Origin of the sequence: Aequorivita iocasae, assembly GCF_016757735.1 — a bacterium.
GTDB classification, from domain to species: Bacteria; Bacteroidota; Bacteroidia; order Flavobacteriales; family Flavobacteriaceae; genus Aequorivita; species Aequorivita iocasae.
The window spans coordinates 2,210,497-2,237,397 of sequence record NZ_CP068439.1 but is presented as its reverse complement, the minus strand read 5'-3'; the positions used below and the strand labels follow the sequence as shown (position 1 = coordinate 2,237,397).

At 41.3% G+C, this 26,901-nt stretch carries 19 protein-coding genes, 2 tRNA genes and 3 rRNA genes; 14 read left to right on the top strand and 10 right to left on the bottom strand.

Annotated features, from left to right (window positions below; all coding sequences use genetic code 11):
• Window positions 1-212: 212 nt before the first annotated feature.
• The 9 genes from JK629_RS10270 to JK629_RS15525 all read left to right on the top strand — a co-directional run bounded on the left by JK629_RS10270 (window position 213) and on the right by JK629_RS15525 (window position 10,511).
• The gene (locus tag JK629_RS10270; protein ID WP_202335533.1) at window positions 213-1,385 is read left to right on the top strand and encodes a DUF748 domain-containing protein; all 1,173 of its coding nucleotides are present in this window, start codon (window positions 213-215) and stop codon (window positions 1,383-1,385) included.
• A 46-nt stretch (window positions 1,386-1,431) separates the two neighbouring features.
• Window positions 1,432-1,926, top strand: a complete 495-nt coding sequence (locus JK629_RS10265; protein WP_202335532.1) for a tetratricopeptide repeat protein — start codon at window positions 1,432-1,434, stop codon at window positions 1,924-1,926.
• Window positions 1,926-2,600, top strand: a complete 675-nt coding sequence (gene trmD / locus JK629_RS10260) for a tRNA (guanosine(37)-N1)-methyltransferase TrmD (protein ID WP_202335531.1) — start codon at window positions 1,926-1,928, stop codon at window positions 2,598-2,600. Before JK629_RS10265 ends, trmD begins: the two co-directional genes overlap by 1 nt.
• A 132-nt stretch (window positions 2,601-2,732) precedes the next feature.
• Window positions 2,733-3,083 carry a 50S ribosomal protein L19 gene (gene rplS, locus JK629_RS10255; protein WP_202335530.1) on the top strand — a complete coding sequence of 117 codons (351 nt, stop codon included), beginning with the start codon at window positions 2,733-2,735 and terminating at the stop codon, window positions 3,081-3,083.
• A 906-nt stretch (window positions 3,084-3,989) separates the two neighbouring features.
• Complete coding sequence (locus JK629_RS10250; RefSeq protein ID WP_202335529.1) at window positions 3,990-6,218, top strand: NADP-dependent isocitrate dehydrogenase; 2,229 nt, start codon at window positions 3,990-3,992, stop codon at window positions 6,216-6,218.
• 64 nt (window positions 6,219-6,282) lie between these two features.
• Window positions 6,283-8,643 carry a TonB-dependent receptor gene (locus JK629_RS10245; RefSeq protein ID WP_202335528.1) on the top strand — a complete coding sequence of 787 codons (2,361 nt, stop codon included), beginning with the start codon at window positions 6,283-6,285 and terminating at the stop codon, window positions 8,641-8,643.
• Window positions 8,644-8,647: 4 nt separating this feature from the next.
• A complete protein-coding gene (locus tag JK629_RS10240; protein ID WP_202335527.1) occupies window positions 8,648-9,451 on the top strand; it encodes a DUF4249 domain-containing protein in 804 nt (267 codons plus the stop codon).
• A 27-nt stretch (window positions 9,452-9,478) separates the two neighbouring features.
• Complete coding sequence (murQ, locus tag JK629_RS10235; protein WP_202335526.1) at window positions 9,479-10,294, top strand: N-acetylmuramic acid 6-phosphate etherase; 816 nt, start codon at window positions 9,479-9,481, stop codon at window positions 10,292-10,294.
• The gene (locus JK629_RS15525; protein WP_225626007.1) at window positions 10,287-10,511 is read left to right on the top strand and encodes a DUF6095 family protein; all 225 of its coding nucleotides are present in this window, start codon (window positions 10,287-10,289) and stop codon (window positions 10,509-10,511) included. The genes murQ and JK629_RS15525 overlap by 8 nt, the downstream gene beginning before the upstream one ends.
• Before the next feature lie 99 nt (window positions 10,512-10,610).
• On the opposite strand, the gene rrf is transcribed toward JK629_RS15525, so the two are convergent.
• The 5 genes from rrf to JK629_RS10210 form a co-directional block, all read right to left on the bottom strand.
• Window positions 10,611-10,720 (bottom strand): 5S ribosomal RNA (gene rrf, locus JK629_RS10230).
• Window positions 10,721-10,900: 180 nt separating this feature from the next.
• A 23S ribosomal RNA gene (locus JK629_RS10225) occupies window positions 10,901-13,727 on the bottom strand.
• 170 nt (window positions 13,728-13,897) lie between these two features.
• A tRNA-Ala gene (locus JK629_RS10220) sits at window positions 13,898-13,974 on the bottom strand.
• A gap of 174 nt (window positions 13,975-14,148) precedes the next feature.
• Window positions 14,149-14,222: transfer RNA gene (locus JK629_RS10215), tRNA-Ile, on the bottom strand.
• 162 nt (window positions 14,223-14,384) lie between these two features.
• A 16S ribosomal RNA gene (locus tag JK629_RS10210) occupies window positions 14,385-15,908 on the bottom strand.
• The 16S, 23S and 5S rRNA genes sit together here with 2 tRNA genes alongside, the layout of an rRNA operon.
• 681 nt (window positions 15,909-16,589) lie before the next feature.
• Between JK629_RS10210 and thrS the strand changes: the two genes are divergently transcribed.
• From thrS to JK629_RS10185, 5 genes are all read left to right on the top strand, one after another.
• A complete protein-coding gene (gene thrS / locus JK629_RS10205) occupies window positions 16,590-18,536 on the top strand; it encodes a threonine--tRNA ligase (protein ID WP_202335525.1) in 1,947 nt (648 codons plus the stop codon).
• 58 nt (window positions 18,537-18,594) lie between these two features.
• A complete protein-coding gene (gene infC, locus JK629_RS10200) occupies window positions 18,595-19,107 on the top strand; it encodes a translation initiation factor IF-3 (protein WP_262896523.1) in 513 nt (170 codons plus the stop codon).
• Window positions 19,108-19,163: 56 nt separating this feature from the next.
• The gene (rpmI, locus tag JK629_RS10195) at window positions 19,164-19,361 is read left to right on the top strand and encodes a 50S ribosomal protein L35 (RefSeq protein WP_202335524.1); all 198 of its coding nucleotides are present in this window, start codon (window positions 19,164-19,166) and stop codon (window positions 19,359-19,361) included.
• A gap of 96 nt (window positions 19,362-19,457) precedes the next feature.
• Window positions 19,458-19,802, top strand: coding sequence for a 50S ribosomal protein L20 (gene rplT / locus JK629_RS10190; RefSeq protein ID WP_202335523.1), 345 nt, complete (start codon window positions 19,458-19,460; stop codon window positions 19,800-19,802).
• Window positions 19,803-19,910: 108 nt separating this feature from the next.
• Window positions 19,911-20,858, top strand: coding sequence for an OmpA family protein (locus JK629_RS10185; protein ID WP_202335522.1), 948 nt, complete (start codon window positions 19,911-19,913; stop codon window positions 20,856-20,858).
• Here the strand turns inward: JK629_RS10185 and JK629_RS10180 are convergent.
• From JK629_RS10180 to JK629_RS10160, 5 genes are all read right to left on the bottom strand, one after another.
• Window positions 20,855-22,039, bottom strand: a complete 1,185-nt coding sequence (locus JK629_RS10180; protein WP_394369431.1) for an asparagine synthetase B — start codon at window positions 22,037-22,039, stop codon at window positions 20,855-20,857. The two genes, JK629_RS10185 and JK629_RS10180, sit on opposite strands and share 4 nt — an antisense overlap.
• A gap of 167 nt (window positions 22,040-22,206) precedes the next feature.
• Window positions 22,207-23,760: a replicative DNA helicase gene (gene dnaB, locus JK629_RS10175; protein ID WP_202335520.1), complete on the bottom strand. Its 1,554-nt coding sequence runs from the start codon at window positions 23,758-23,760 to the stop codon at window positions 22,207-22,209.
• A 168-nt stretch (window positions 23,761-23,928) separates the two neighbouring features.
• Window positions 23,929-24,882 (bottom strand): acetyl-CoA carboxylase carboxyltransferase subunit alpha, encoded by a 954-nt coding sequence (locus JK629_RS10170; RefSeq protein ID WP_202335519.1) that lies wholly within the window; start codon window positions 24,880-24,882, stop codon window positions 23,929-23,931.
• A gap of 50 nt (window positions 24,883-24,932) precedes the next feature.
• Window positions 24,933-25,835: a DMT family transporter gene (locus tag JK629_RS10165; protein ID WP_202335518.1), complete on the bottom strand. Its 903-nt coding sequence runs from the start codon at window positions 25,833-25,835 to the stop codon at window positions 24,933-24,935.
• Window positions 25,822-26,901 carry an LptF/LptG family permease gene (locus tag JK629_RS10160; RefSeq protein ID WP_202335517.1) on the bottom strand — a complete coding sequence of 360 codons (1,080 nt, stop codon included), beginning with the start codon at window positions 26,899-26,901 and terminating at the stop codon, window positions 25,822-25,824. The genes JK629_RS10165 and JK629_RS10160 overlap by 14 nt, the downstream gene beginning before the upstream one ends.

Below are 26,901 nucleotides of genomic sequence, written 5' to 3'. Positions count from 1 at the left end.
AATACTGTTGCAATTTTTTAAATAAAATAATATGTGTCAAGAGGAAAAATCCTGATTTTTAAGGGGGAAATCCCCCTTTTATTACGCAGGATTTTTCCTACTTTAAAGTGCCTGCCCTGCATGCACCTAAAAACCCTTTGTATTTTTATGAGTTCATTAACTGATAATTTCTGAGGTTTCAATCAAATTTGTTAAAAACATTTGCGCAACCTATGTCTGAGACCAAAAAAAGAAGCCGCTTCAAAAAGAAACGCTATACGGTTCCTATTATCATATTAATCCTTCTCATAGCCTTTAGGCTGTACCTGCCTACGCTGGTAAAAAACAATATCAATAAGGTATTGGCAAATATCCCGGGCTATTACGGCCAGGTGGAAGATGTGGATATCGCTCTTATTCGCGGCGCCTATGTTATCAATGGAATGTACCTGAACAAAGGAACGGCAGAAAGCCAGGTTCCGTTTTTGAATTTTCCCAAAAGCGATATTTCCATCGAGTGGAAATCGCTGTTTAAGGGAAAAATCGTGAGCGAAATAATAATGACCAGCCCCGAGGTTATCTACGTTTTTGAAGACCAAAAAGAGGAAAGCGGCGATGCAAATGTGGATGATTGGACCAAGGCACTCACAGATATTGTGCCCATAGACATCAACCATTTTGAAGTACACGACGGCAAAGTGGCCTTTGTGCAGCTTACCGCAGAGCCCAATATAGATTTACAGATAGATAAATTAGAGCTTACCGCAGACAACCTTAGGAATGTGGTTGAAAAAGACCGCATCCTCCCCTCGCCCATTCGCGCCACGGGCGTTTCCATGGGCAATGGAAAAGTAGCGCTGGAAGGCAATATGAATCTGGTAAAGGAAATTCCAGATATGGATCTATCATTTTCATTGCAGGATGCCCAGGTTACCGCCCTAAATGATTTCACCAGACATTATGCCGGTATCGATTTTGAGTCAGGAACCTTTGGACTTTTTAGTGAAATAGCCATCGCAGATGGCCACCTTGTTGGGTATGTTAAACCTCTTTTGACCGATACAAAATTAATAGGAAAAGAGGATGGTTTCTTAGGTGTTTTATGGGAAGGCTTTGTAGGTTTATTTAAGTTTATACTGAAAAACCAAGGCACCGATACTTTGGCCACCAAAGTTCCCTTTGAGGGAGATCTAAATAATGTGGAAGCAGGGGTATGGCCCACAGTCTTTAATATTTTTGAAAATGCTTGGATAAAAGCATTTACCAGTGAAACAGATAATGATATTGAATTTAAGGATGCCTTTCAGGAAAATTTAACCCGGGAACAAAAACGTGAACTTCGAAAAAAAGAACGCGAAAAACGAAGAGCGGAGCGCAAAAAGGAACAAGAAGCCAGAAAAGGATAGTTTCAGTAGGAATTGCCTATTTTTGCAACTCTAAATTTTCTGAAAAATGGACCATCTCACCAAACTTGAGGAATTACTAAATCAAGCAAACACAGATATAAAAAATGGAGCTTATGATGAAGCCACAAACAAGCTTGAAAAAATAATTGATATGGACCCAAACTTCGGAAAAGCCTATAATCACTTAGGCTACCTTTATGAGGTAAAATTCAAGGAGTTTGACAAAGGAGAAACGCTATACAAGTTGTGTTTAGAAAAAAGCCCCATGTATCCGCCTGTTTATTACAACTATTCCGTACTGCTCTCTACTCTTGGAAAATATGATGAATTAAAAGAGCTTCTAGACACCGCCATAAATATTCCCGGCATTACAAAATCCACCATCTACAACGAATACGCAATTATGTATGAACAACAGGGAAAATTGGACGAAGCGATTGAATACTATAAAAAATGCGCCATGGACACCTTGGACAAAGGTGTATTGGAACGCGCCAAAGGCTCTATAGACCGTTGTAAAATGAAAAAAGAATTTCTATAATGCGAATTGATATAATAACAGTATTGCCAGAATTGCTGCAAAGTCCCTTTGAGGCCTCCATCTTAAAACGCGCCATAGAAAAAGGCCTCGTGGAAGTACACACGCACAACCTTCGGGACTATTCCACAAATGCCTACAAACAAATAGACGATTATCAATTTGGGGGGGGCGCGGGAATGGTAATGATGATTGAGCCCATCGATAAATGCATTACAGAATTGAAGGCCCAAAGGGATTATGACGAAATAATCTATATGACGCCAGACGGTAAGACTTTCAATCAGCATACTGCAAACGAGCTTTCGCTAAAGGAAAATATTATTATTCTCTGCGGGCATTATAAAGGTGTGGACCAACGCGTGCGCGATCATTTCATAACCCGTGAAATCTCTGTGGGCGATTTTGTGCTCAGCGGCGGTGAACTTGCCGCAGCCATTGTATGCGATGCCGTGATCCGCTTGATTCCCGGCGTGTTGGGGAATGAAACCAGTGCCCTTACAGATTCCTTTCAAGATAATCTGTTGGCTCCGCCTATTTACACACGCCCCGCGGAATATAAAGGCTGGGCAGTTCCTGAAATTCTCACAAGCGGCAATACTCCCAAAATTGAGGAATGGCGCGAAGACCAAGCATATAAACGCACTAAAGAGCGTAGGCCAGATTTGTTGGAGTAATGATTTTTCTCTATAAAAATAAAACAAAACATTGCTTCATAACATAAATTCCTTACTTTTGCACCCACTTAATCCAACCTCTGGCGAAAATCGTGAATGTTGTTTTAATTTAAACTATATCAAATTGACAAAATGGAAGCGTTACTAAAATTTGTACAAGACGAATTTGTTACGAAAAAAGAATTTCCTGAATTCGGAGCTGGTGATACAATCACTGTTTACTATGAAATCCGTGAAGGTGAAAAAACAAGAACCCAGTTCTTTAGAGGTGTTGTAATCCAAGTTAAGGGAACAGGTGTTACCAAAACCTTTACAATCCGTAAAATGAGCGGTACCGTTGGTGTGGAACGTATCTTCCCACTTAATATGCCAGCCCTTCAAAAAATTGAGATCAACAAAAAAGGTAGCGTGCGCAGAGCTCGTATTTACTACTTTAGAGGTCTTACCGGGAAGAAAGCCCGTATCAAAGAAAAACGCATGTAGTTTATTCTTTGTTGAAAACTCTCAAAAGCCCTGTTTTTACAGGGCTTTTTTTATGAACAATTGTTCACAACGCTTGTTTGTAAACAGTGGATTTTTAAAGACTTACAAAGTGTTGCATATCAAATTTTCCGCTCTATATTAGCTCTATCAAAACGGCCTAACAGCCCTATTGATAAAACAAAGTAACGTTCTTTTACACCATTTTTTTAAATTACTGATGAAGCTAACGCTCGCAAGAATGTTAGTCTCCAGATTTGAAAAAATAAAAAGAAAACACTTTACAGGCTTTTTTTGATTGCTTGAGATACTCACGATCTTTAGATTATTAGTATTGAGATTAAAAAAAGTTTTGGGTCAGTTTTTGAAAATGGCGTTAACCTCACGGAAAACGGAAATTACAAAAACGAAACCCGTGTAAGTAAGTCACAACTGCAAGCTTTTAATAACCTTGCTTTGATCCAGATTCTGTCAGGATAGTTGGTAACGATTTACTTTACAAGGAGCCATATCATAATGTATTTATACAGTGATATGGCTTTTCTTGTTTTAACCTATTCTATAAAATATTCATTTTAGTTAATCTTCTGAAAAATTGATTTCACTCCCTAATCCATAACCGAATCAATAAGTGTTTTAGGACGGGTCAAACTTTAGGATCACCCGTACCAAAGCCATAGATAAGTCATAGATAGGTTATAAATAAAGTATGAACAGTGGATGAATGAGCGCTAAATTAAAAACGTCCGATACGTTTAATAAACTACCAAATATTATATTATTATACCCTTAAACATGCTATCAAACAGATGCAATTAAGACCCTCCTAAGCTTTTAAAAGCTCTTGCAAATGTTTATATTTGCATTCCTTTAAATTTCAAAAAATCATTATTTCCAAAAAACATTTCAATGACAAAATCTTCCAAAATTATATATACCAAAACCGATGAAGCACCGGCTTTGGCCACACATTCTTTTTTACCTATTGTTCAAGCATTTACTTCCCCTGCAAACATAAAACTCGAAAGCCGTGATATTTCGTTAGCGGCAAGAATCTTGGCGGTTTTCCCGGAATTTCTAAAAGAAGAACAGCGCGTAAATGATGATTTGAGCGAATTGGGAGAACTTGCAAAAACCCCAGAGGCAAACATCATAAAACTTCCTAATATTAGCGCCTCCCTTCCGCAGTTAAATGAAGCTATTGAAGAACTTCAAAAGAAAGGTTTCAATATTCCAGATTACCCTGAAACTGCTACTACTTCCGAAGAAAAAGAAATAAAGGCAAAATACGACAAAGTAAAAGGAAGCGCAGTAAATCCTGTTCTCCGTGAAGGAAATAGCGACCGTCGCGCCCCAAAAGCCGTAAAAAATTACGCAAAAAAACACCCACACAGTATGGGCGCTTGGAGCAGTAATAGTAAGAGCCATGTTGCCACAATGCAACACGGCGATTTCTTTCACAATGAAAAATCATTGACGATGGCTGCTGATGATACTTTGAGCATTGTTTTGGTAGAAAATGGAGAAAATAAAACAGTTTTAAAGGATAATCTAAAAGTATTAAAAGGTGAAATCATAGATGCTACAGTATTGAGCAAAAAAGCATTGATAAACTTTTTGGAAGAACAAGTGAAAGATGCAAAAGAAAAGAAAGTATTGTTTTCTGTTCATTTGAAGGCAACAATGATGAAGGTGAGTGATCCGATTATTTTTGGGTATGCGGTGAAAGTCTATTTTGAGGATCTTTTCAAAAAATATGCCGATACTTTTAAGAAATTAGGGGTTAATGCCAACAACGGTTTGGGCGATTTGGAAAACAAACTTTCCGAATTGAATGAAGACGAAAGAGACGCTATTCTTAAGGATATTAAAAAAATAATGGCCGAAAACCCAGATTTGGCGATGGTGAATAGCGATAAAGGCATTACCAATCTCCACGTTCCAAGTGATGTAATTATCGATGCATCTATGCCGGCAATGATCCGAAATTCTGGGCAAATGTGGGGACCTGATGGGAAATCTCACGATACTAAAGCTGTAATCCCTGATAGCAGTTACGCAGGTGTTTACGAAGCCACTATCGAATTCTGCAAGAAACACGGAGCCTTTGACCCAACCACAATGGGAACCGTTCCAAACGTAGGTTTAATGGCTCAAAAAGCCGAAGAATACGGAAGCCACGATAAAACTTTTGAAATTTCCGCAGACGGAAAAGTACAGGTTTTGGATGCTTCCGGAAAAGTGATTATTGAACATACTGTTGAAAAAGGTGATATTTGGAGAATGTGTCAAGTAAAGGATTTACCTGTTCAAGATTGGGTAAAGCTTGCCGTTGAACGTGCCCGGGCAACCGGAAATCCAGCTGTATTTTGGTTGGATGAAAACCGTGCCCACGATGCCGAACTCATCAAAAAAGTGAATAAATACCTTCCAAATCACAATACTGAAGGACTTGAAATTAAAATCCTTTCCCCCGAAAAAGCTACCAAATATACTTTGGAACGCGTAAAAGCTGGAAAGGACACAATCTCTGTAACAGGAAACGTACTTCGTGACTATTTAACTGACCTCTTCCCTATTTTGGAATTGGGCACGAGTGCAAAAATGCTTTCAATCGTTCCATTGATGAGTGGCGGCGGTTTGTTTGAAACAGGCGCAGGAGGTTCTGCCCCTAAACACGTTGAACAATTTTTAGAGGAAAACCATCTTCGTTGGGATTCTTTGGGAGAATTTTTGGCTTTAGCAGTTTCTTTGGAACATCTGGGAACGAAATATGACAATCCAAAAGCAATCGTTTTGGCAGATGCTTTGGATGAAGCCACTGAAAAATACTTAGACAACAGTAAATCACCTTCACGAAAAGTAAAGGAACTGGACAACCGCGGAAGCCACTTCTATTTGGCGATGTATTGGGCGGAAGCGCTTGCAAAACAAGACAAAGACGCAGATTTGAAAAAAATCTTCACTCCCATCGCAACAGAATTAAAGGAAAACGAAGCCAAAATAAATAATGAATTGATCGCCGTTCAAGGGCATTCAGTAAACATTGGTGGTTATTACGAACCAACCGATAAGCTGGTTTCGGAAGCGATGCGACCGAGCAAAACTTTTAATAACATACTTTCAGAAATAAAGTAGTAATCTAACCGTTTTAAAACCTTCAGTACAGCTGGAGGTTTTTTTATATATAACAATCAAACATTTGAAAAAAATACTAACTTTTCTACTTTTTCTCGGAAGCTTTATAGCCTTCGGTCAGGAAAAATATACTATCAGCGGCACAATTTCTGAAGCGGATACAGGCGAAACTTTGATTGGTGTAAATGTTATTATCCCTTCGCTTCAAACAGGTACGGTAACCAACCAGTACGGTTATTATTCCATTACACTTCCAAAAGGCGATTATGAAATTGTTTACAGCAGCATTGGTTTTGCAACCCAAAAACTTGAAATCTCCCTTTTTGAAAATACAAAAAAGGATTTGGCCCTAGCCACCGATACCGAAAGTTTGGATGAGGTAATCATTGAAGCCAATGGCGAAAAACTCAATATTCGCAGTTCACAGATGAGCGCAAACACACTTTCTACAAATACTATTAAAAAAATCCCTGTGGTTTTGGGCGAAGTGGATGTTATCAAAGCAATAACACTACTTCCCGGAGTTACCAGTGCGGGTGAAGGTGCCAGCGGTTTTAACGTCCGCGGGGGCGCTGCTGATCAAAATTTAATTTTGTTGGACGAAGCCACACTTTATAATTCTTCGCATTTGTTCGGTTTCTTTTCGGTCTTCAATCCCGATGCCATAAAAGATTTGACGCTTTACAAAGGCGGGATTCCGGCCCGTTATGGCGGAAGAATTTCTTCAGTTTTAGATATTTACCAAAAAGACGGAAACAAACGCGAATATCACGCCAGCGGCGGCATTGGCTTGGTGGCGAGCAGATTGCTTTTGGAAGGCCCCATAAAAAAGGACGAAGCATCGTTTTTGATTGGAGGAAGAAGTAGTTATGCGCACTTGTTTTTGCCTCTTTTCGACAATGATAATGTAGCATACTTTTATGATTTGAATGCCAAGCTTAGTTATAACCTAAACGATAATAATCGCCTTTATTTGTCCGGTTATTTCGGAAGGGATGTTTTTGAAATCTCTGATAGCTTCGCGAATAGCTTCGGAAATACAACGCTAAATCTTCGTTGGAACCATCTTTTTTCAGATAAATTATTTTCGAATCTATCTTTGATTTATTCAGATTATTATTACGGTTTGGAACTAAAATTTGTAGAGTTTGACTTTGACAGCGGCATTCGAAATTTCAATTTGAAATATGACTTCACACATTACATTTCAAACAACGTGGATTTGCGCTACGGAATCAACAGTATTTATTACAAATTCAATCCAGGTGATGTAACGCCAACTACGGAAGATTCTGGAATCAACCCTTTTAAACTTACCGATAAATACGCTTGGGAAAACGCAGCTTACGTTGATGCTGAAATAGATCTTTCAGATAAAATTTCGGTACAGGCTGGGCTTCGATTATCTACTTTCAACCGTTTGGGGCAAGACGAACTGTTTTTATACGAAAACGACAACCCGATAATTTACAATCCAGATTTAGATATCTATCAAAAGGCGAAACCAATTGATACAGTTTCTTTTAGCAGAAGTGAAACCATAAAATCTTTTGCCAATTTGGAACCGCGCTTTGCAATTTCCTATTTGCTGAATGACGACTCTTCCATAAAAGCGAGCTATAATAGGATGACCCAATATATCCATTTAATCAGCAATACCACTTCGCCAACCCCTTTTGATATTTATGCGCCGAGCGGAAAATATATTGAACCACAGTTGGCAGATCAAGTAGCCTTGGGTTATTTCAGAAATTTCAAAAATTATTCCCTCGAAGTGGAAACTTTTTACAAAAAAGTAAAAAACCGTTTGGATTATGTGGACGATGCCGATTTAATTGCCAACAACGCAGTAGAACAAATTCTTTTGAATGGGGAAGCAAGAGCCTACGGATTGGAGATGCTTTTCAAAAAAAACCCTGGAAAATTACAAGGTTGGTTAGCGTATACCCTTTCAAAAAGTGAGCAACGAACACCCGGAAGAAACCCAGCTGAAAGTGGAATAAACAATGGAGATTGGTATAATTCGCCTTGGGACAAAACGCACGATATTTCAGTAACTGGACAATATCAGCTCACAACCAAATGGTCTTTTGGAGCAAATTTTATCTTCCAAACAGGAATACCAACAACCTATCCGGAAGGACAATATGAATACAACGGTGTGGTTGTTCCCGTTTACGAAGCCCGAAACAACAGTCGTCTTCCAGCGTTCCACCGTATGGACCTTTCCGCAACTTGGACTCCTAAGCCTGAAAGTACAAAACGTTGGAAAGGCGAATGGGTTTTTAGCATTTACAATGTGTATAATCGTAAAAACGCCGCTTCGGTCTCCTTTCGTGAAAACACTGACACAGGTAAAAATGAAGCCGTTCGGCTTTCCATTTTTGGGATAATCCCTTCGGTAACCTATAATTTTAAATTTTAAGAGTATGAAGAAGTTATTTTTATTGGTGATTTTCTTCGGAATTTTTGCTTCCTGTGAAGATGTAATTGATGTAGAGCTGAATACAGCTCCACCTAGATTAGTAATTGAAGCTAATTGTAACAAAAATAGTAACGAAGATCAAGTTCAAGCGAGAGTGAGGTTGACAACAACTAAACCATTTTTCGGAAACGAAAATACTATTATCGAAGATGCTGAAGTAAAGATTATTACAGAAGAAGGATTTATTGTAAATCTTGAATATTTTAACAATGGTATTTATATGGCACCTTTCCCCGTAGAGCCTGGAAAAGATTATAGATTAGAAGTTATTTACAAAGATGAGACCTACAGCGCAACTGAGCAGTTATATAATGTTTCTCCTTTAGAATTTGTGGAACAGCGCAATGATGGCGGCTTTACAGGTGAAGATATTGAACTAAAAGCATTTTTCACCGATCCTGCAGGCGAACAAAACTTTTATTATTTTGAAGGACTCTCAGAAAGAGGTGACGTTTTAGACGTTTATAAAGATGAGTTTTTTGATGGAAATACCATTTTTGGTTACTATTTGGTGGAAGATCTTGCTGCTGGAGACGAGGTACAATTCAATATATACGGTGTAAGTGAAGCCTATTACAACTTTATGTTTATCCTTTTACAGCAAACCAGTGATGGTGGCGGTGGACCTTTTGAAACGCAGCCTGCAACCGTCCGAGGAAATATTGTAAATGAAACAAATCCTGATAATTTTCCATTGGGCTATTTTAGGATTTCAGAAGTTTCTACACTTAATTATACTGTTCAATAACCATTATTTTTAATCGTAAATTTGAATATGTCTTTTATTAAAACAACAGAATCCGATTCAAAATACAATCATTTGGAAAAAATGAGCGTTTCTGAATTGCTTCAAAACATAAACAACGAAGACAAAACCGTTGCATTTTCTGTTGAAAAATCACTTCCCCAGATTGAAAAACTTACCGAAAAAGTAGTTGAAAAATTAAAGGATGGAGGAAGGTTATTTTACATAGGCGCAGGAACGAGTGGCCGTTTGGGAATTGTTGACGCTAGCGAATGTCCTCCAACTTTTGGTGTTCCCTACAATTTAGTGATCGGTTTAATAGCAGGTGGCGACACTGCCATTCGTAAAGCCGTAGAGTTTGCTGAAGATTCCGAAAACCAAGGTTGGGAAGATCTTCAGAAAGAAAACATTTCAGAAAAAGATATTGTGATTGGCATTGCAGCTTCGGGAACAACTCCTTACGTAATTGGAGCGCTTAAGAAATGTAATGAAAACAATATTTTCACAGGTTGTATAACTTGCAATGAAGGAAGCCCTTTGGCTAATACTGCAAAATTTCCGATTGTTGTGACTGTCGGACCCGAATTTGTTACTGGCAGTTCCCGTATGAAAGCTGGTACGGCCCAAAAGCTAGTTCTTAATATGATTTCGACCACTGCGATGATTCAATTGGGAAGAGTAAAGGGAAACAAAATGGTAGATATGCAGTTAAGCAATAATAAGCTCGTGGACCGAGGTGTACGAATGATTATGAGTGAATTGAATGTTTCTGAAAAACAGGCACAATCACTTTTGGAAAAACATAAAAACGTTCGCAATGCAATAAACAATTTTCAAAATGGGTAAAGAACACACAGATTTTGATTTGTTAAAAAAAGGCCTAAAATTCATGGCCTTTGCTTTGCCATTGCTTTTTTTAAGTCCTTATTTATTAACCTTATCTTTTCTCAACAAAGAAACATTTATGTTCTTCGTATTTCTTTTCTTTGGAATTATAGCTGGTGCAGCAGCAATTTTTCTGTGTTTTAAAGGAATAAATACGATTCTGAAATCAATATTTTAGAAGCTTCGCCTTCGGAGAAACATTCCAATCTCCAACAAGTCCCTCTACGCATTACTCCATAAAAAAAACCTTCACCAAATGCATGGTGAAGGTTTTAAAGGAAGGCGGCGACCTACTCTCCCACAGGATTGCAGTACCATCGGCGCAAACGGGCTTAACTTCTCTGTTCGGAATGGTAAGAGGTGAGCCCCGTCGCTATAACCACCTTAGTTTTAGCTATGTGCTCTAAGCCATAAGCAGCAGGCCCCGGGCCTGTCGCTTAAGGCCTAGGGCCTAAAGCGTTGCGCATTCGCGCAACAAATATCTTGACATATGGAAACAGACAATAGGGGAAAAGCGAACCTACCTAAAAAAAGAGTTGCTCTCCCCGCCGGAGCGGGGAAGGCGGCGTACATAAGCTTACGGGCTATTAGTACCGCTCGGCTGGGACGTTACCGCCCTTGCACCTACGGCCTATCGACGTGGTAGTCTCCCACGGCCCTTTAAAGAAATCTCATCTTGTGGTGGGTTTCGCGCTTATATGCTTTCAGCGCTTATCCCTTCCCGACGTAGCTACCCAGCGGTGCCCCTGGCGGGACAACTGGTGCACCAGCGGTCGGTCCAATCCGGTCCTCTCGTACTAGGATCAGATCCACTCAAATTTCTTGCGCCCACTGTAGATAGAGACCGAACTGTCTCACGACGTTCTGAACCCAGCTCGCGTGCCACTTTAATGGGCGAACAGCCCAACCCTTGGGACCTTCTCCAGCCCCAGGATGTGACGAGCCGACATCGAGGTGCCAAACCCCCCCGTCGATGTGAGCTCTTGGGGGAGATCAGCCTGTTATCCCCGGCGTACCTTTTATCCTTTGAGCGATGGCCCTTCCATGCGGAACCACCGGATCACTATGCTCTACTTTCGTACCTGATCGACTTGTAGGTCTCTCAGTCAAGCTCCCTTATGCCATTGCACTCTACACACGATTGCCAACCGTATTGAGGGAACCTTTAGAAGCCTCCGTTACTCTTTTGGAGGCGACCACCCCAGTCAAACTACCCACCAAGCACTGTCCCCTTTTTCGAAGGGTTAGACTCTAGACAAGCAAAGGGTGGTATTTCAACAATGACTCCACCACGCCTGGCGACGCAGCTTCAAAGTCTCCCACCTATCCTACACATTACTTGTCCAAAACCAATACTAAGCTATAGTAAAGGTGCACGGGGTCTTTTCGTCCCACAGCGGGTAATCGGCATCTTCACCGATACTACAATTTCACCGAGCTCATGGCTGAGACAGTGTCCAGATCGTTACACCATTCGTGCAGGTCGGAACTTACCCGACAAGGAATTTCGCTACCTTAGGACCGTTATAGTTACGGCCGCCGTTTACTGGGGCTTCAATTCAATGCTTCGCCGAAGCTGACATCTCCTCTTAACCTTCCAGCACCGGGCAGGTGTCAGGCCCTATACTTCATCTTTCGATTTTGCAGAGCCCTGTGTTTTTGATAAACAGTCGCCTGGACCTCTTCACTGCGGCCCACGTTGCCGTGGGCGACCCTTCTCCCGAAGTTACGGGTCGATTTTGCCTAGTTCCTTAGCCATGAATCTCTCGAGCTCCTTAGAATTCTCATCCCAACCACCTGTGTCGGTTTAGGGTACGGGCTGCCTCGCTCGCTTTTCTTGGAAGTCGATACAATGGATTATCACCTTGGCCGGAGCCTCAGTGTACTATCACGGCATTGCTGCTCGCTTCAACGCACTATTCCGTCAGTGCGCACCATCTTTTCGCCTCCGTCGCTTTTGGCGCGGGCAGGTACGGGAATATTAACCCGTTGTCCATCCACTACCCCTTTCGGGTTCGCGTTAGGCCCCGACTAACCCCCAGCTGATTAGCATAGCTGGGGAAACCTTGGTCTTTCGGAGTGCGGGTTTCTCGCCCGCATTATCGTTACTTATGCCTACATTTTCTTTTCTGTCCGCTCCAGCACGCCTCGCGGCGCACCTTCGGCGCAAACAGAATGCTCCCCTACCACAGAATAAATCTGTCCATAGCTTCGGTAGATAGTTTATGCCCGATTATTATCCATGCCGGACCGCTCGACTAGTGAGCTGTTACGCACTCTTTAAATGAATGGCTGCTTCCAAGCCAACATCCTAGCTGTCTGTGCAGTCCAACCTCGTTTTTTCAACTTAACTATCATTTGGGGACCTTAGCTGATGGTCTGGGTTCTTTCCCTCTCGGACATGGACCTTAGCACCCATGCCCTCACTGCTGACCAACATTTTATAGCATTCGGAGTTTGTCAGGAATTGGTAGGCGGTGAAGCCCCCGCATCCAATCAGTAGCTCTACCTCTATAAAACTATATGTCAACGCTGCACCTAAATGCATTTCGGGGAGTACGAGCTATTTCCGAGTTTGATTGGCCTTTCACCCCTACCCTCAGGTCATCCCAAGACTTTTCAACGTCAACGGGTTCGGTCCTCCATTTGGTGTTACCCAAACTTCAACCTGCCCAAGGGTAGATCACACGGTTTCGCGTCTACTACTACCAACTATGGCGCCCTATTCAGACTCGCTTTCGCTGCGGCTCCGGTCCTAAGGACCTTAACCTCGCTGGCAACAGTAACTCGTAGGCTCATTATGCAAAAGGCACGCCGTCACCAGTAAACTGGCTCCGACCGCTTGTAGGCGTATGGTTTCAGGTTCTATTTCACTCCGTTGTTCACGGTTCTTTTCACCTTTCCCTCACGGTACTGGTTCACTATCGGTCTCTCAGGAGTATTTAGCCTTGGCGGATGGTCCCGCCGGATTCATACAGGGTTTCACGTGCCCCGCACTACTCAGGATACCGCTATCGATAACGCTCCTTGCCTATACCGGGCTATCACCGTCTATGGCCACGCTTTCCAACGTGTTCTAGTTCATTGCGCATCAAATGTCGCGGTCCTACAACCCCAATACCGCCGTAACGGCATTGGTTTGGGCTAATCCGATTTCGCTCGCCGCTACTATCGGAATCACTATTGTTTTCTCTTCCTCCGGGTACTTAGATGTTTCAGTTCCCCGGGTTCGCCCCCTTTCGGGTACCGTATCTTCAATACGGTGGGTTGCCCCATTCGGATACCTGCGGATCAACTTGTATGTGCCAATCCCCGCAGCTTTTCGCAGCTTATCACGTCCTTCTTCGCCTCTGAGAGCCTAGGCATTCCCCATACGCCCTTATTTTGCTTATTGTACTTTTTGCTCTTTTAATGAGTTATTCAAATTTCGTATACTAAAAGTATACACTTAATTATTACTTTTCTCGTATTCTTTGTTTCCAATATGTCAATGAACTGTCCGGATCCCCGTGTCCCCCAGGCCCGGATAACGGGCAGCTAATGGAAGGCAACGGTTGTTGTCCTTGGTGGAGAATATCGGAGTCGAACCGATGACCTCCTGCGTGCAAGGCAGGCGCTCTAGCCAGCTGAGCTAATCCCCCATTTGTTTCAGTTGCCAGTTATCAGTTAACAGTTATCAGTTAATTGATGACTTATACGTCAACTTGGGATACCCAACTTCTAAAATTTCCTTTCAATATGTGTTTATGAACTTATATTCCCGAAGAAATACTTTTTTCAAACTCCGATCTCGATTTCCGTCTCGGTTTCGGTTGTAGTCCCAGGCAGACTCGAACTGCCGACCTCTACATTATCAGTGTAGCGCTCTAACCAGCTGAGCTATGGGACTCTGTAATTGGCCCCAATGTTCAGTGTTCAGCATTCAGTTTTGATGTACTGAGACTTAACCTGTTGACCATAATATTTTAAAATTGACAGCTAAACCAAGCAAGACCCCTCGTTTTTCAATATAAGAGCCTTCTCTTGTTGAATTTCGGTCGTCTTTCTCTAGAAAGGAGGTGTTCCAGCCGCACCTTCCGGTACGGCTACCTTGTTACGACTTAGCCCCAGTTACCAGCTTCACCCTAGGCCGCTCCTCGCGGTGACGGACTTCAGGTGCTTCCAGCTTCCATGGCTTGACGGGCGGTGTGTACAAGGCCCGGGAACGTATTCACCGGATCATGGCTGATATCCGATTACTAGCGATTCCAGCTTCACGGGGTCGAGTTGCAGACCCCGATCCGAACTGAGACAGGTTTTGTGGATTCGCTCCGCCTTGCGGCGTGGCTGCCCATTGTACCTGCCATTGTAGCACGTGTGTGGCCCAGGACGTAAGGGCCGTGATGATTTGACGTCATCCCCACCTTCCTCACGGTTTGCACCGGCAGTCTCGTTAGAGTTCCCATCTTTACATGCTGGCAACTAACGACAGGGGTTGCGCTCGTTATAGGACTTAACCTGACACCTCACGGCACGAGCTGACGACAACCATGCAGCACCTTGCAGTCTGTCCGAAGAAGGGGGTGTTTCCACCCCTGTCAGACTACATTTAAGCCCTGGTAAGGTTCCTCGCGTATCATCGAATTAAACCACATGCTCCACCGCTTGTGCGGGCCCCCGTCAATTCCTTTGAGTTTCATTCTTGCGAACGTACTCCCCAGGTGGGATACTTATCACTTTCGCTTGGCCACCCAGCCTACCAATGCAGGCCGGACAGCTAGTATCCATCGTTTACGGCGTGGACTACCAGGGTATCTAATCCTGTTCGCTCCCCACGCTTTCGTCCATCAGCGTCAATGCAATGTTAGTGACCTGCCTTCGCAATCGGTATTCTATGTAATATCTAAGCATTTCACCGCTACACTACATATTCTAGCCACTTCACATTGATTCAAGGCGACCAGTATCAATGGCAATTCCACAGTTGAGCTGCGGGATTTCACCACTGACTTAGACGCCCGCCTACGGACCCTTTAAACCCAATGATTCCGGATAACGCTCGGATCCTCCGTATTACCGCGGCTGCTGGCACGGAGTTAGCCGATCCTTATTCGTACGGTACCGTCAAGCCCCCACACGTGGGGGTGTTTCTTCCCGTAAAAAAGCAGTTTACAACCCATAGGGCAGTCTTCCTGCACGCGGCATGGCTGGATCAGGCTCCCGCCCATTGTCCAATATTCCTCACTGCTGCCTCCCGTAGGAGTCTGGTCCGTGTCTCAGTACCAGTGTGGGGGATCCCCCTCTCAGGGCCCCTACCCATCGTAGCCTTGGTAAGCCGTTACCTTACCAACAAGCTAATGGGACGCATGCCCATCTTCTACCGATAAATCTTTACCATACTTCAAATGCTATCTGTATGGGCCATGGGGCATTAATCCAAGTTTCCCTGGGCTATTCCCCTGTAGAAGGTAGGTTGCATACGCGTTACGCACCCGTGCGCCGGTCTCAAGGGTGCAAGCACCCTCTACCCCTCGACTTGCATGTGTTAGGCCTGCCGCTAGCGTTCATCCTGAGCCAGGATCAAACTCTTCATCGTATAATCTTCAATAATATTGCGACCATACACCAAAAGAGCCCGACTCTCAAAAAAATTCTCGGGATTCTCACTTAGTTTAGTTTTCTTTGTCGACCACCCACCCCTTCGGGCGGTGGCCTACGCTGTCAATTTCAATATCTCAATGAACTTTTGTCTCTTTCTCGCTCGCCGACAGATCGTGGTCTGTAGTCACTCACTGTCTAAGCGGGTGCAAATGTACAACTCTTTTTTAATCCCGCAATACCTTTTTAAAAAATATTTCAAAAAAAATTTAAAGAGCTTTTTTTGACCTGCCGAACCCTCTATCTGTTCTGCTAAGCGGGTGCAAATATAGAACCCTTTTGCATTCCCGCAAACTTATTTGAAAGGTTTTTTCATAGTTTTTTCAATTTGTTTTATAAGCTACTGAAAGGGCAGTATTTAGCAGTAAAAAAAATTTTGGTATAATTATACCTTAATATATATACTAGATCTGGAAGTTCTGTTTGCGTTAAGGATTGAACGGCGTGTTTGAGCTCACCCCAAGCACTAAAAAAGCGTCTGGGGAAGCGAGTAGTGAAAGCCTGACCAATAACCGGAAACGGTTATTGGGAACGCCCAAAAAGTAATAATAAACCTTAAAGTGATTATTGCAAACGGCCGAAACTAATAGTATCTTTGCACCCTAAAATTTTTCAGTATATGATAGCCATTACCTTACCAGACGGAAGTGTAAAGCATTTTGATGCAGGGGTTACGCCTATGGACGTGGCCAAAAATATAAGCGAAGGATTAGCTCGCAATGTAATTTCGGCTTCCTTTAATGACGAAACTGTGGAAGCTACCACTCCATTGACGGAGGACGGGAACCTTGTGCTATACACTTGGAACAACGAGGAAGGGAAAAAGGCTTTTTGGCATTCTTCCGCACACATTCTTGCTCAAGCTCTGGAGCAATTGTACCCTGGCATAAAATTGACAATCGGTCCTGCGATCGAAAACGGTTTTTATTACGATGTTGATTTTGGGGACAAAACTATTTCTGAAAAGGATTTAAAGGAGATTGAAAATAAAATGCTGGAGATTGCCCGCGGAAAGTTTGAGTTTTCCATGCGCGAATCTTCGAAAGCAGATGCCTTGGATTATTACAAAAAGCAGGGCAATGAATATAAAGTTGAACTGATTGAAAATTTAGAGGACGGAACCATTACTTTCTGCGACCACGACACCTTTACCGATTTGTGCCGCGGTGGGCATATTCCAAACACCGGAATTGTAAAAGCCGTAAAATTAATGAGCATTGCCGGAGCCTATTGGCGCGGCGATGAAAACAACAAGCAACTTACCCGTATCTATGGCATCAGTTTTCCAAAACAGAAAGATCTAACAGAATATCTGGAATTGCTGGAAGAAGCAAAAAAGCGTGACCACAGAAAGCTTGGAAAGGAATTAGAGCTTTTTACATTTTCGCAAAAAGTTGGGCAAGGTCTTCCGTTGTGGATGCCAAAAGGTGCTGCCCTGCGCGAAAGACTTGAGAATTTTTTAAAGAAAGCACAGAAAAAAGCAGGGTATGAAATGGTGGTGACGCCGCATATTGGCCAAAAGGAATTATATGTTACTTCCGGTCATTATGCAAAATACGGAGCAGACAGCTTCCAACCGATCAAAACGCCAAATGAAGGTGAAGAGTTTTTATTGAAACCAATGAACTGCCCACATCATTGCGAAATATACAACAGCAAACCGTGGTCATATAAAGACTTACCAAAACGTTTTGCTGAATTTGGCACCGTATATCGCTACGAACAAAGCGGTGAACTGCACGGATTAACGCGTGTTCGCGGTTTTACCCAAGATGACGCCCATATTTTCTGTACTCCAGACCAATTGGATGATGAATTCAAAAAAGTGATTGACTTGGTTTTGTACGTTTTTGGTTCATTAGGTTTCGAAAACTTTTATACCCAAGTTTCATTGCGCGACCCGGAGAAACCTGAAAAATATATAGGAAGTCTTGAAAATTGGGAAAAAGCCGAAAAAGCAATCGTAAATGCAGCTGAAGCAAAAGGCTTGGATTATAAAGTTGAATATGGTGAAGCTGCTTTCTATGGGCCAAAACTGGATTTTATGGTCAAGGATGCATTAGGAAGAAGTTGGCAATTGGGAACAATTCAGGTAGATTACAATCTACCGGAGCGTTTTGAGTTGGAATATAAAGGCAGTGATAATGAGACTCACCGCCCTGTTATGATTCACCGTGCCCCTTTTGGCAGTATGGAACGTTTTGTAGCTATTTTACTGGAACATACGGGTGGGAATTTCCCACTTTGGTTAATGCCAGAACAGGTGAGTATATTATCATTAAGTGAAAAATATGAAAAATACTCACAAAAAGTTTTAAATTTGCTTGAAAATGACGAAATTCGCGCCCTTGTTGACAATAGGAACGAGACAATTGGCAAGAAAATTAGAGAGGCCGAAATGAACAAAATCCCTTATATGCTGATTGTTGGGGAGCAGGAAGAAAAAGATGGAACGGTTTCTGTACGTAAACACGGCGAAGGCGATTTAGGCACAATGACGCCAAAAGCCTTTTCAGAATTGATTCAACAAGCAATAAAAGAAGAATCGAAAGAATTTAATGTTTAACTAAAATTAGTAAGCCATAGCAATACGAAGAAAAAGAAGTAGAGGCCCTGCAAGGGTAATTAAAGAAGATCAACACAGAATCAACGGAAAGATTCGTGCGGAAGAAGTACGCCTTGTAGGTGATAATGTTGAAATAGGAGTTTATCCTTTAAAAAAAGCGCGCGAAATTGCTGAAGAGCAAGAGCTCGATCTCGTGGAAATTTCACCAAACGCCAACCCGCCAGTTTGCAAAGTAATAGACTATAAAAAGTTTGTTTACGAGCAGAAAAAACGTGAAAAGGCGCTAAAGGCCAAAGCGACCAAGGTTACCATTAAGGAAATCAGGTTTGGGCCAAATACCGATGATCACGATTACGAGTTCAAAAAGAAACATGGCGAAAAGTTTTTGCAGGAAGGTTCAAAATTGAAAGCATACGTTTTCTTTAAAGGGCGTTCCATCATTTACAAAGACCAAGGTGAAATTTTGCTTTTGCGTCTTGCGCGCGATCTTGAGGAATTCGGTAAAGTAGAGCAAATGCCAAAACTGGAAGGCAAGCGCATGATCATGTTCATTGCCCCGAAAAAGAAATAAAACTTCAATATTTGAAGTTAACAATAAAGCGAAATAATAAATAAAAAGTAGGAAACATGCCGAAACAAAAAACAAAATCCAGTGCCAAAAAGCGTTTTAAGCTAACGGGTACAGGTAAAATCAAAAGAAAGCATGCGTTTAAAAGCCACATCTTAACAAAGAAGAGCAAAAAACGCAAACTTGCATTGACCCATGACGGGTTGGTGGACAAGGCCGACGAGCCTAATGTTAAGCTAATGCTTCGAATGAAGTAAAAAGCCTAACCGGTTAAAACAATTATTTAAACCCTGGAGTAGTGCAATCAAAGAATTCAGAATTAATGAATCGCCTGCTACAAAAAAATTAAAATTATGCCAAGATCAGTAAACTCAGTTGCGAAAAGAGCCCGCAGAAAAAAGGTTCTTAAACAAGCCAAAGGTTACTTTGGAAGACGTAAAAACGTATGGACGGTTGCTAAAAACGCTGTGGACAAAGCGATGCTTTATTCATACCGTGACCGCCGTGCAAAAAAGAGAAATTTCAGATCCTTATGGATTACCCGTATCAACGCGGGTGCAAGACAGCATGGAATGTCTTATTCACAATTTATGGGAAGTTTAAAAAATAACGGAATCGAACTTAACCGTAAGGTTTTGGCAGATTTGGCTATGAACCACCCAGAGGCTTTTGCCGCAATCGTAAAACAAGTAAAATAAGACATTAACTATATTATTTCGCCTAAAAACCGCTTCAATAATGAGGCGGTTTTTTTATGCTAAAACTTCAACTGAAGAAGTTTCAGTATCTTCGTTAAAAATAGATCGATGTCTTGTTTCAAATTTCTTCTTTTCATTATTCTATTTGCTTCCCAAGGGTTTCTTTTTGCTCAAAAAAGAACAGGAAAACTTTACAGAATTGACAGATACGAATCTATTTATCTTCCTTTGGGAAAGATTTCATTTGCAGATAAACTTATTGAATATAAAGTTGGAACTCCCCCACCAATTCAAAAATATCGCGACAGCGTGCAATGTCTACACGAACCAAATTATAAAAATTACCAAACTCCAAATTTTACATCGCTGGGCTGCGGCGGCAGTTTGACTGTGGAATTCACGGACAATGGCTTTATGAACCTGCCGGGCGACGATCTTTATCTTTTTGAAGTTGGCCCTTCAAAAGAACCTGCTAAAGTTGAAATCTCCCAAAATGGAAAAGATTGGATTTATGCGGGAAAAATTGCCGGTGGAAAATCATCCATAGATTTAAATAAAGAAGGAATTGATACCGAAACCGTTTTCTATTTTCTTAAGATTACCGATTTAAAAGACCTTTGCAAAAGCAAAAGTGCAGGGGCCGATTTGGATGCGATTGGCGCTATAAATAGCGTAATTAAACTTACCATTAATGCAGATGTTTTGTTTGATGTTGCCAAATATGACTTAAAGGAAAACGCCAAACAAAGTCTCGATTCTCTGGCTGAATCTATTCGGCAAGTAGATAAGGCAACCATTTTGGTGGAAGGCCATACAGATAGTGATGGTGATGAAGTTTCAAACATGACGCTTTCTGAAAATAGGTGTATTTCAGTAAAAAATAGATTGATTGAAATTTTTGGGGAAGACTCGTTATATGAATTCGAGATAAAACCGTATGGCGAAAGCAAACCTCGTTTTCCGAACGATACTGAAGAAAACAAACAACAAAATAGAAGGGTGGAAATTACAGTTTTACCGCCGAAGGATTACTACGAAAGTTTAAAAAAGATTTAGGTTTTTTGCTTTTTCTTTTTAGCTGCTGGAAATAAAACGTTATTCAAAATAAGCCTGTAGCCCGGCGAATTTGGGTGAAGTGCCAATTCAGTCTTTGCGTCCCCTACTCGATGCTGATAGTCTTCTGGGTCATGGCCTCCGTAAAAAGTAAAGAAACCTTTTCCTTTTATTCCATGAATATAGCGAGCTTCGCCATTGCTTTTGTTTTCACCCATAACCAAAACATTCGCCTTTATCTCATCACGATCAAATGATGTTGTCTGTCCCATAAAACCCTTTACCAAGGCAGTGTGGTTTTGACACAGCATCGTAGGAATAGGGTCCCATTTAGCCGAATAGTCCATTAAGGTAAAGTAATCACTCTCTTTGGCAATTCTACGTTTTTCAGTCATATCAATACTTGAAAACTCATAGACCATCGGGCTGCGTTCGAGAATAAAATCCTTAAAAGCAAAGGTTTTATTGTAATCAATTTTACTCTGATACCCTGGCTCACTTGGGTCGCCGTCAAACATAGGTTCGCAAATATCTACGCCTTCAGCCGAAAGCGCAATATCAAAACTATCAGTAGCGCTGCACATGGCAAACATAAATCCGCCACCAATCACATAATCACGTATTTTTTTGGCAACGTCTAGTTTTTCTTCAGATACTTTATTGTAACCCAATTTTGCGGCCATCGCTTCAGCTTTAGCCTTCTCTTCAATATACCAAGGTGCGGAACGATAGGCGCGATAAAATTTTCCATATTGGCCAGTGAAATCTTCGTGGTGCAAATGCAGCCAGTCGTAGAGAATCAATTGATCACTTAAGACCTCTTCGTCATAAATTACAGTATATGGAATTTCGGCGTATGTCAAAACCATAGTAACCGCATCATCCCATGGAAGGTTTCCTTTGGGGGAATAAACCGCAATTTTAGGAGCTTTTTCCAAAACGACTGCGTCCATATTTTTGGACGGACTGCTAATATCTGTAAGAATTTGTTCTGTTTTGCTATCCGAAATCACTTCAAAAGAAACCCCGCGAATCTGACATTCCTTTTGAATTTCAGGGGAATCGGGCATCAAAAAAGAGCCGCCTCTGTAATTCAGCAACCATTTTACTTTTTGTTGCTTCTCCAAAACCCAATAGGTAATGCCATAAGCTTTTAGGTGTTCCTTTTGGCCCTCGGCATCCATTGGAATAAGTACGTAAGAAGCAGAAGCTTTTATTGAAAAAAGAAGTAATAATATGATTGCAACGTATTTCGGCATAATAAATATTTCGAAAAAATGAAATGATAAGATTTCCGCATTCGCGGGAATAAATATAACGACAATTTTTAAGCCAAAGTACCTAAGGATTATTAAAACGGCACATCATTATCCTCGTCGATGGAAAAATCATCGTTCATAGAACTTCCGAAAGCTTCATTGGGTGATGGAAGATTTTTTGTTTTAAAAGTATCATCGTTAGCGGCATCGTTCATTCTGGAATGGATTTCCATCGGTGTATCAAAGTTATCGAGACTTTCAAACTTACCGAGGTGGCCGATAAACTTCAAACGAATTTCATCCAAACCGCCATTACGGTGTTTTGCAACTATGAATTCTGCCTGACCAGCTGTTGGTGTGTGTTCCTCATCATCCCATTCGTCAATTTTGTAGTACTCGGGGCGATATATAAAGGAAACAATATCGGCATCCTGCTCAATCGCTCCAGATTCCCGAAGGTCTGAAAGTAATGGGCGTTTGCTGCCGCCGCGTGTTTCCACGGCTCGCGAAAGTTGTGAAAGTGCAATTACAGGAATGTTCAGTTCTTTTGCTAAAGCTTTAAGATTTCGGGAAATTGTGGAAATCTCCTGTTCGCGGTTCCCTCCTTTTTGGCTTCCGCCGGCGGTCATCAATTGTAAATAATCTACAATTATAAGTTTGATGCCGTGCTGTGACGAAAGTCGCCGCGCCTTTGCCCGCAAATCAAAAATAGAAAGCGAAGGGGTATCGTCTATAAAAAGTGGCGCTTTTTCAAGCCCCTTTACTTTTACGTTCAGTTGTTCCCATTCGTGTTTTTCAAGGTTTCCGGTACGTAGTTTTTCTGAACTCAATTGAGTTTCCGAAGAAATCAAACGGGTTATAAGCTGTACCGAGGACATTTCCAAAGAAAAGAAAGCCACAGGAATATTGTGCTCCACGGCAATATTTCTGGCCATGGAAAGTGTCAAGGCGGTTTTACCCATACCCGGACGAGCAGCAATGATTATCAAATCGCTCGGTTGCCAGCCCGAGGTAAGTTTGTCGACTTTGGTGAAACCTGATGGAATTCCGGAAAGTCCTTCTTTATTAGCTATTTCTTCAATTCTTTTCTTAGCTTGGATTACAAGATTCTGTGCGGTTTCTGAAGAACGCTTTATGTTTCCCTGTGTTACTTCGTACAATTTTGCTTCGGCGTTGTCCAAAAGGTCAAAAACGTCGGTACTTTCATTATAAGAATCTTCAATAATTTCGTTTGAAATTTTAATCAAACTTCGCTGAATATATTTTTGAAGAATGATACGCGCGTGGAATTCAATATGTGCCGAAGAGGACACTTTTTGGGTTAATTGAATCAAATAAAACTCTCCGCCAACGAGCTCGATTTTACCTTGCTTCTTAAGTTGTGTGGAAACGGTTAATAAGTCCACTGGTTGGCTGTCTTCAAACAAATCATGAATAGCTTCAAAGATATGCTGGTGCGCTTGCTTATAGAAAACTTCAGGATGTAGGATATCTATTACTTCATCTACACCTTTTTTGTCAATCATCAAAGCGCCTAACACAACCTCCTCTAAATCAATAGCTTGCGGGGGTATTTTGCCTTTTTCAAGCGAGATGACCTGCGAAGAGCGGGTTGAAAAACTGGTTTGAGGTTTGATTTTTTCCATGAAGCGAATGTAAAGAAAATGTTAAGAGGATTATATGATTTTTTGCTTTACTATATTAACCGTTCATCAACAATTGAACTGTTGAAAACTGCAAAATATTGTTGATAACCCGTAAAAAAATCCGAGGCTTTCCCCTCGGATTTACGGTATGATAAGCTATTGTTAGATTTAACTTTTAAACTCACCCATTTCCAAATATTTTTCCATCCTTTTTTTAACCAAATCGGTTGGGGATAACATTTTTAAGGTAGCATAAGACTTTTCAATGGCACCTGCCACAGTTGTAAAAGTTTTCTCACGGTCACTATGGGCACCGCCCAAAGGTTCCTTTACAATTTCATCAATTAGCTTAAGTTTTTTCATATCTGTTGCCGTAAGCTTTAAGGCCTCGGCAGCTTGTTCTTTAAATTCCCAGCTTCGCCATAAAATAGAAGAGCAGCTTTCGGGAGAAATTACCGAATACCAAGTGTTTTCAAGCATTAATACTTTATCGCCAACGCCTATTCCCAAAGCGCCACCACTTGCTCCTTCGCCAATTATAACTACAATAATTGGTACTTTCAAGCGAGTCATTTCAAGGATGTTACGTGCAATGGCCTCACCCTGTCCTCTTTCTTCTGCTTCCAAACCAGGGAAAGCACCGGGTGTATCTACAAAGCACACTACAGGTACATTAAATTTTTCAGCAGATTTCATCAAGCGCAAGGCCTTTCTGTACCCTTCGGGGTTCGCCATTCCAAAATTTCTGAATTGACGGGTTTTTGTATTATAGCCTTTCTGCTGACCCACGAACATATAACTTTGGTCACCAATTTTTCCCAAACCACCTACCATTGCTTTATCGTCCTTAAAACTTCGGTCGCCGTGAAGTTCTAGAAATGAATCTCCGCAAATGGCTTTAATATAGTCCATGGTGTATGGACGGTCTGGGTGACGCGAAAGCTGCACACGCTGCCAAGGCGTAAGGTTTTTATATATTTCCTTTTTGGTGTCGTTTAGTTTTTTTTCAATCTGTTTACAGGTATTGGTCACATCTACATCGCTTTCTTCGCCAATTAGACAGGCCTTTTCGTATTGTTCCTGTAATTCTTTTATAGGGAGTTCAAAATCAAGATATTCCATAATTTTTCCTTCTTTTTGTAAAGGTTGGTGTACAAAGATAAAATTTTGTTTTAGGTGTTGCGTAATCTTCTTCGTTTTCTTTCTTGGGTTATTTTAATGATTCCGTTGGCAATTACCGTTAGTAATATAATAGCCGCGCCGTAATAAAACTGTGGACTCATATTTTCAGAATCTCCCAAAACAATGAGCGCCAAAATAATACCATACACAGGTTCCATATTTATGGTAAGCATAACAGTGTAGGGACTTATCCATTTCATTACATGTATGGAAGCGATAAAAGCATAGGCAGTGCAGGCCGAAGCCAGGATTATTAAATAAATCCAGTCGTGTGCCGAAATGGTGAAGAATTCTGTGGTGAATTTACCCGCACAGGCGAGATAGATACTGATGCCTATAACGCCAAAGAGCAATTCATAAAAAGAAATTGCCGATGCCTTATGCTGCAAGACAAACTTTCCATTGATTACTGAAAAGAGCGCACTTAAAAATGCTGAAATAAGCGCCAAAATAATGCCCAAAGTATAGGAAGCCTCTACATCAAAAATTATGTAAAGCCCAACTATTACGATAAGTCCAAACAATACTTCGTATAAAATTATCTTTCTTCCATAGAGTAGCGGCTCCAACAGAGACGCAAAAAAAGCTCCAGTAGAGAGAACTGCAAGCGTCACCGAAACATTTGATGCTTTTATTGCCCCAAAGAAAGTGAGCCAATGCACTGCAATAAGAATTCCGGCGAAGCAAAATTTGCCCAATGTTCTTAGTGAAAACTTTAAATTTTCCTTTTTGAAAAGCAAAAAAAGAAAAACCAACCCTGCGGCCAGTAACATTCTGTACCAAACCAATGGAATGGCTTCCAAAGAAATCAACGCGCCCAAAACGGCGGTAAACCCCCAAATAAAAACAATAAAATGTAGGTGAAGGTAATTGAGGAGCTTATCGTTTCGCATTTCTTAAAAGATAGATTGCCAATATTCCAAAAACAAAATTTGGAAACCAGGTAGCCACAAAAGGTGAAAAATCACTTTGCTCCGCCATGGTACCGAAAATTTTATCAAAGAAAACAAAAACCATCCCGATACCAATGCCAATGGCAAGGTTCAGCCCCATTCCACCGCGCCTTTTTACCGAAGACACCGCTACGGCAATAATGGTAAGTATGTATGCAGAAACGGGCAAACTCCACCGCTTGTAGCGAACCACTTCATAACGGTTAATGTATGAAGAACCACGGGCTTTTTCTTTTTTGATAAAATCGTTCAGCTCGGTAAAATTCAGCGTTTCGGCAATGTATGTTACAGGTGTTAAATCTTCCAGATCGAATGAAAAAACGGTGTCCAATTTTGGCTTGCTTTCCAAAACATCTTCAAACTCCCCTATCTTTCTTTTGTTATAGTGAAACAAGGAGTAAGTGCTATCTTTTTCATTATACTTTATCTGCGCTGCGGAAATTTTATAGGTCATTTTATTTCCTTCAAAATGTTCTAAAGTAAAGTTGCTGCCTACTTTATCGGTTACGTTGAAATAGCTTACGTAAATATAATCGTTGTCGTTTATCTGCGTGTAAACATTGCTTTGGTCCCTGTCTTGCTTTCCTTTTTTTAGATAATTATAGGAAAATTCATTAAAACCCTTACTGGCCTTGGGTGCCAAATACATACTAAAAACAAGTGCTGCAATGCAAACTATGGTAGCGCCAATTATGTACGGGCGAAGAAACCGATAATAGGAAACCCCGCTACTTAAAAAAGCAATTACTTCGGTATTGTTTGCCAATTTTGAAGTAAACCATATTACCGAAAGAAACAAAAAAAGCGGAAAAAGCAGGTTCGCAAAATAAATGGTAAAGTTGTATAAATAGATAAGAACCTCACTCAAAGGAACTTCATTTTCCAAAATTTTATCAATCTTTTCGGCGAGATGGACAGTGATTCCAATTGGTATAAAAAGAAGCAAAAGGAGCGAAAAAGTGCCCAAATATTTCTTTAATATGTACCTATCCAGTATGCTGAGCAT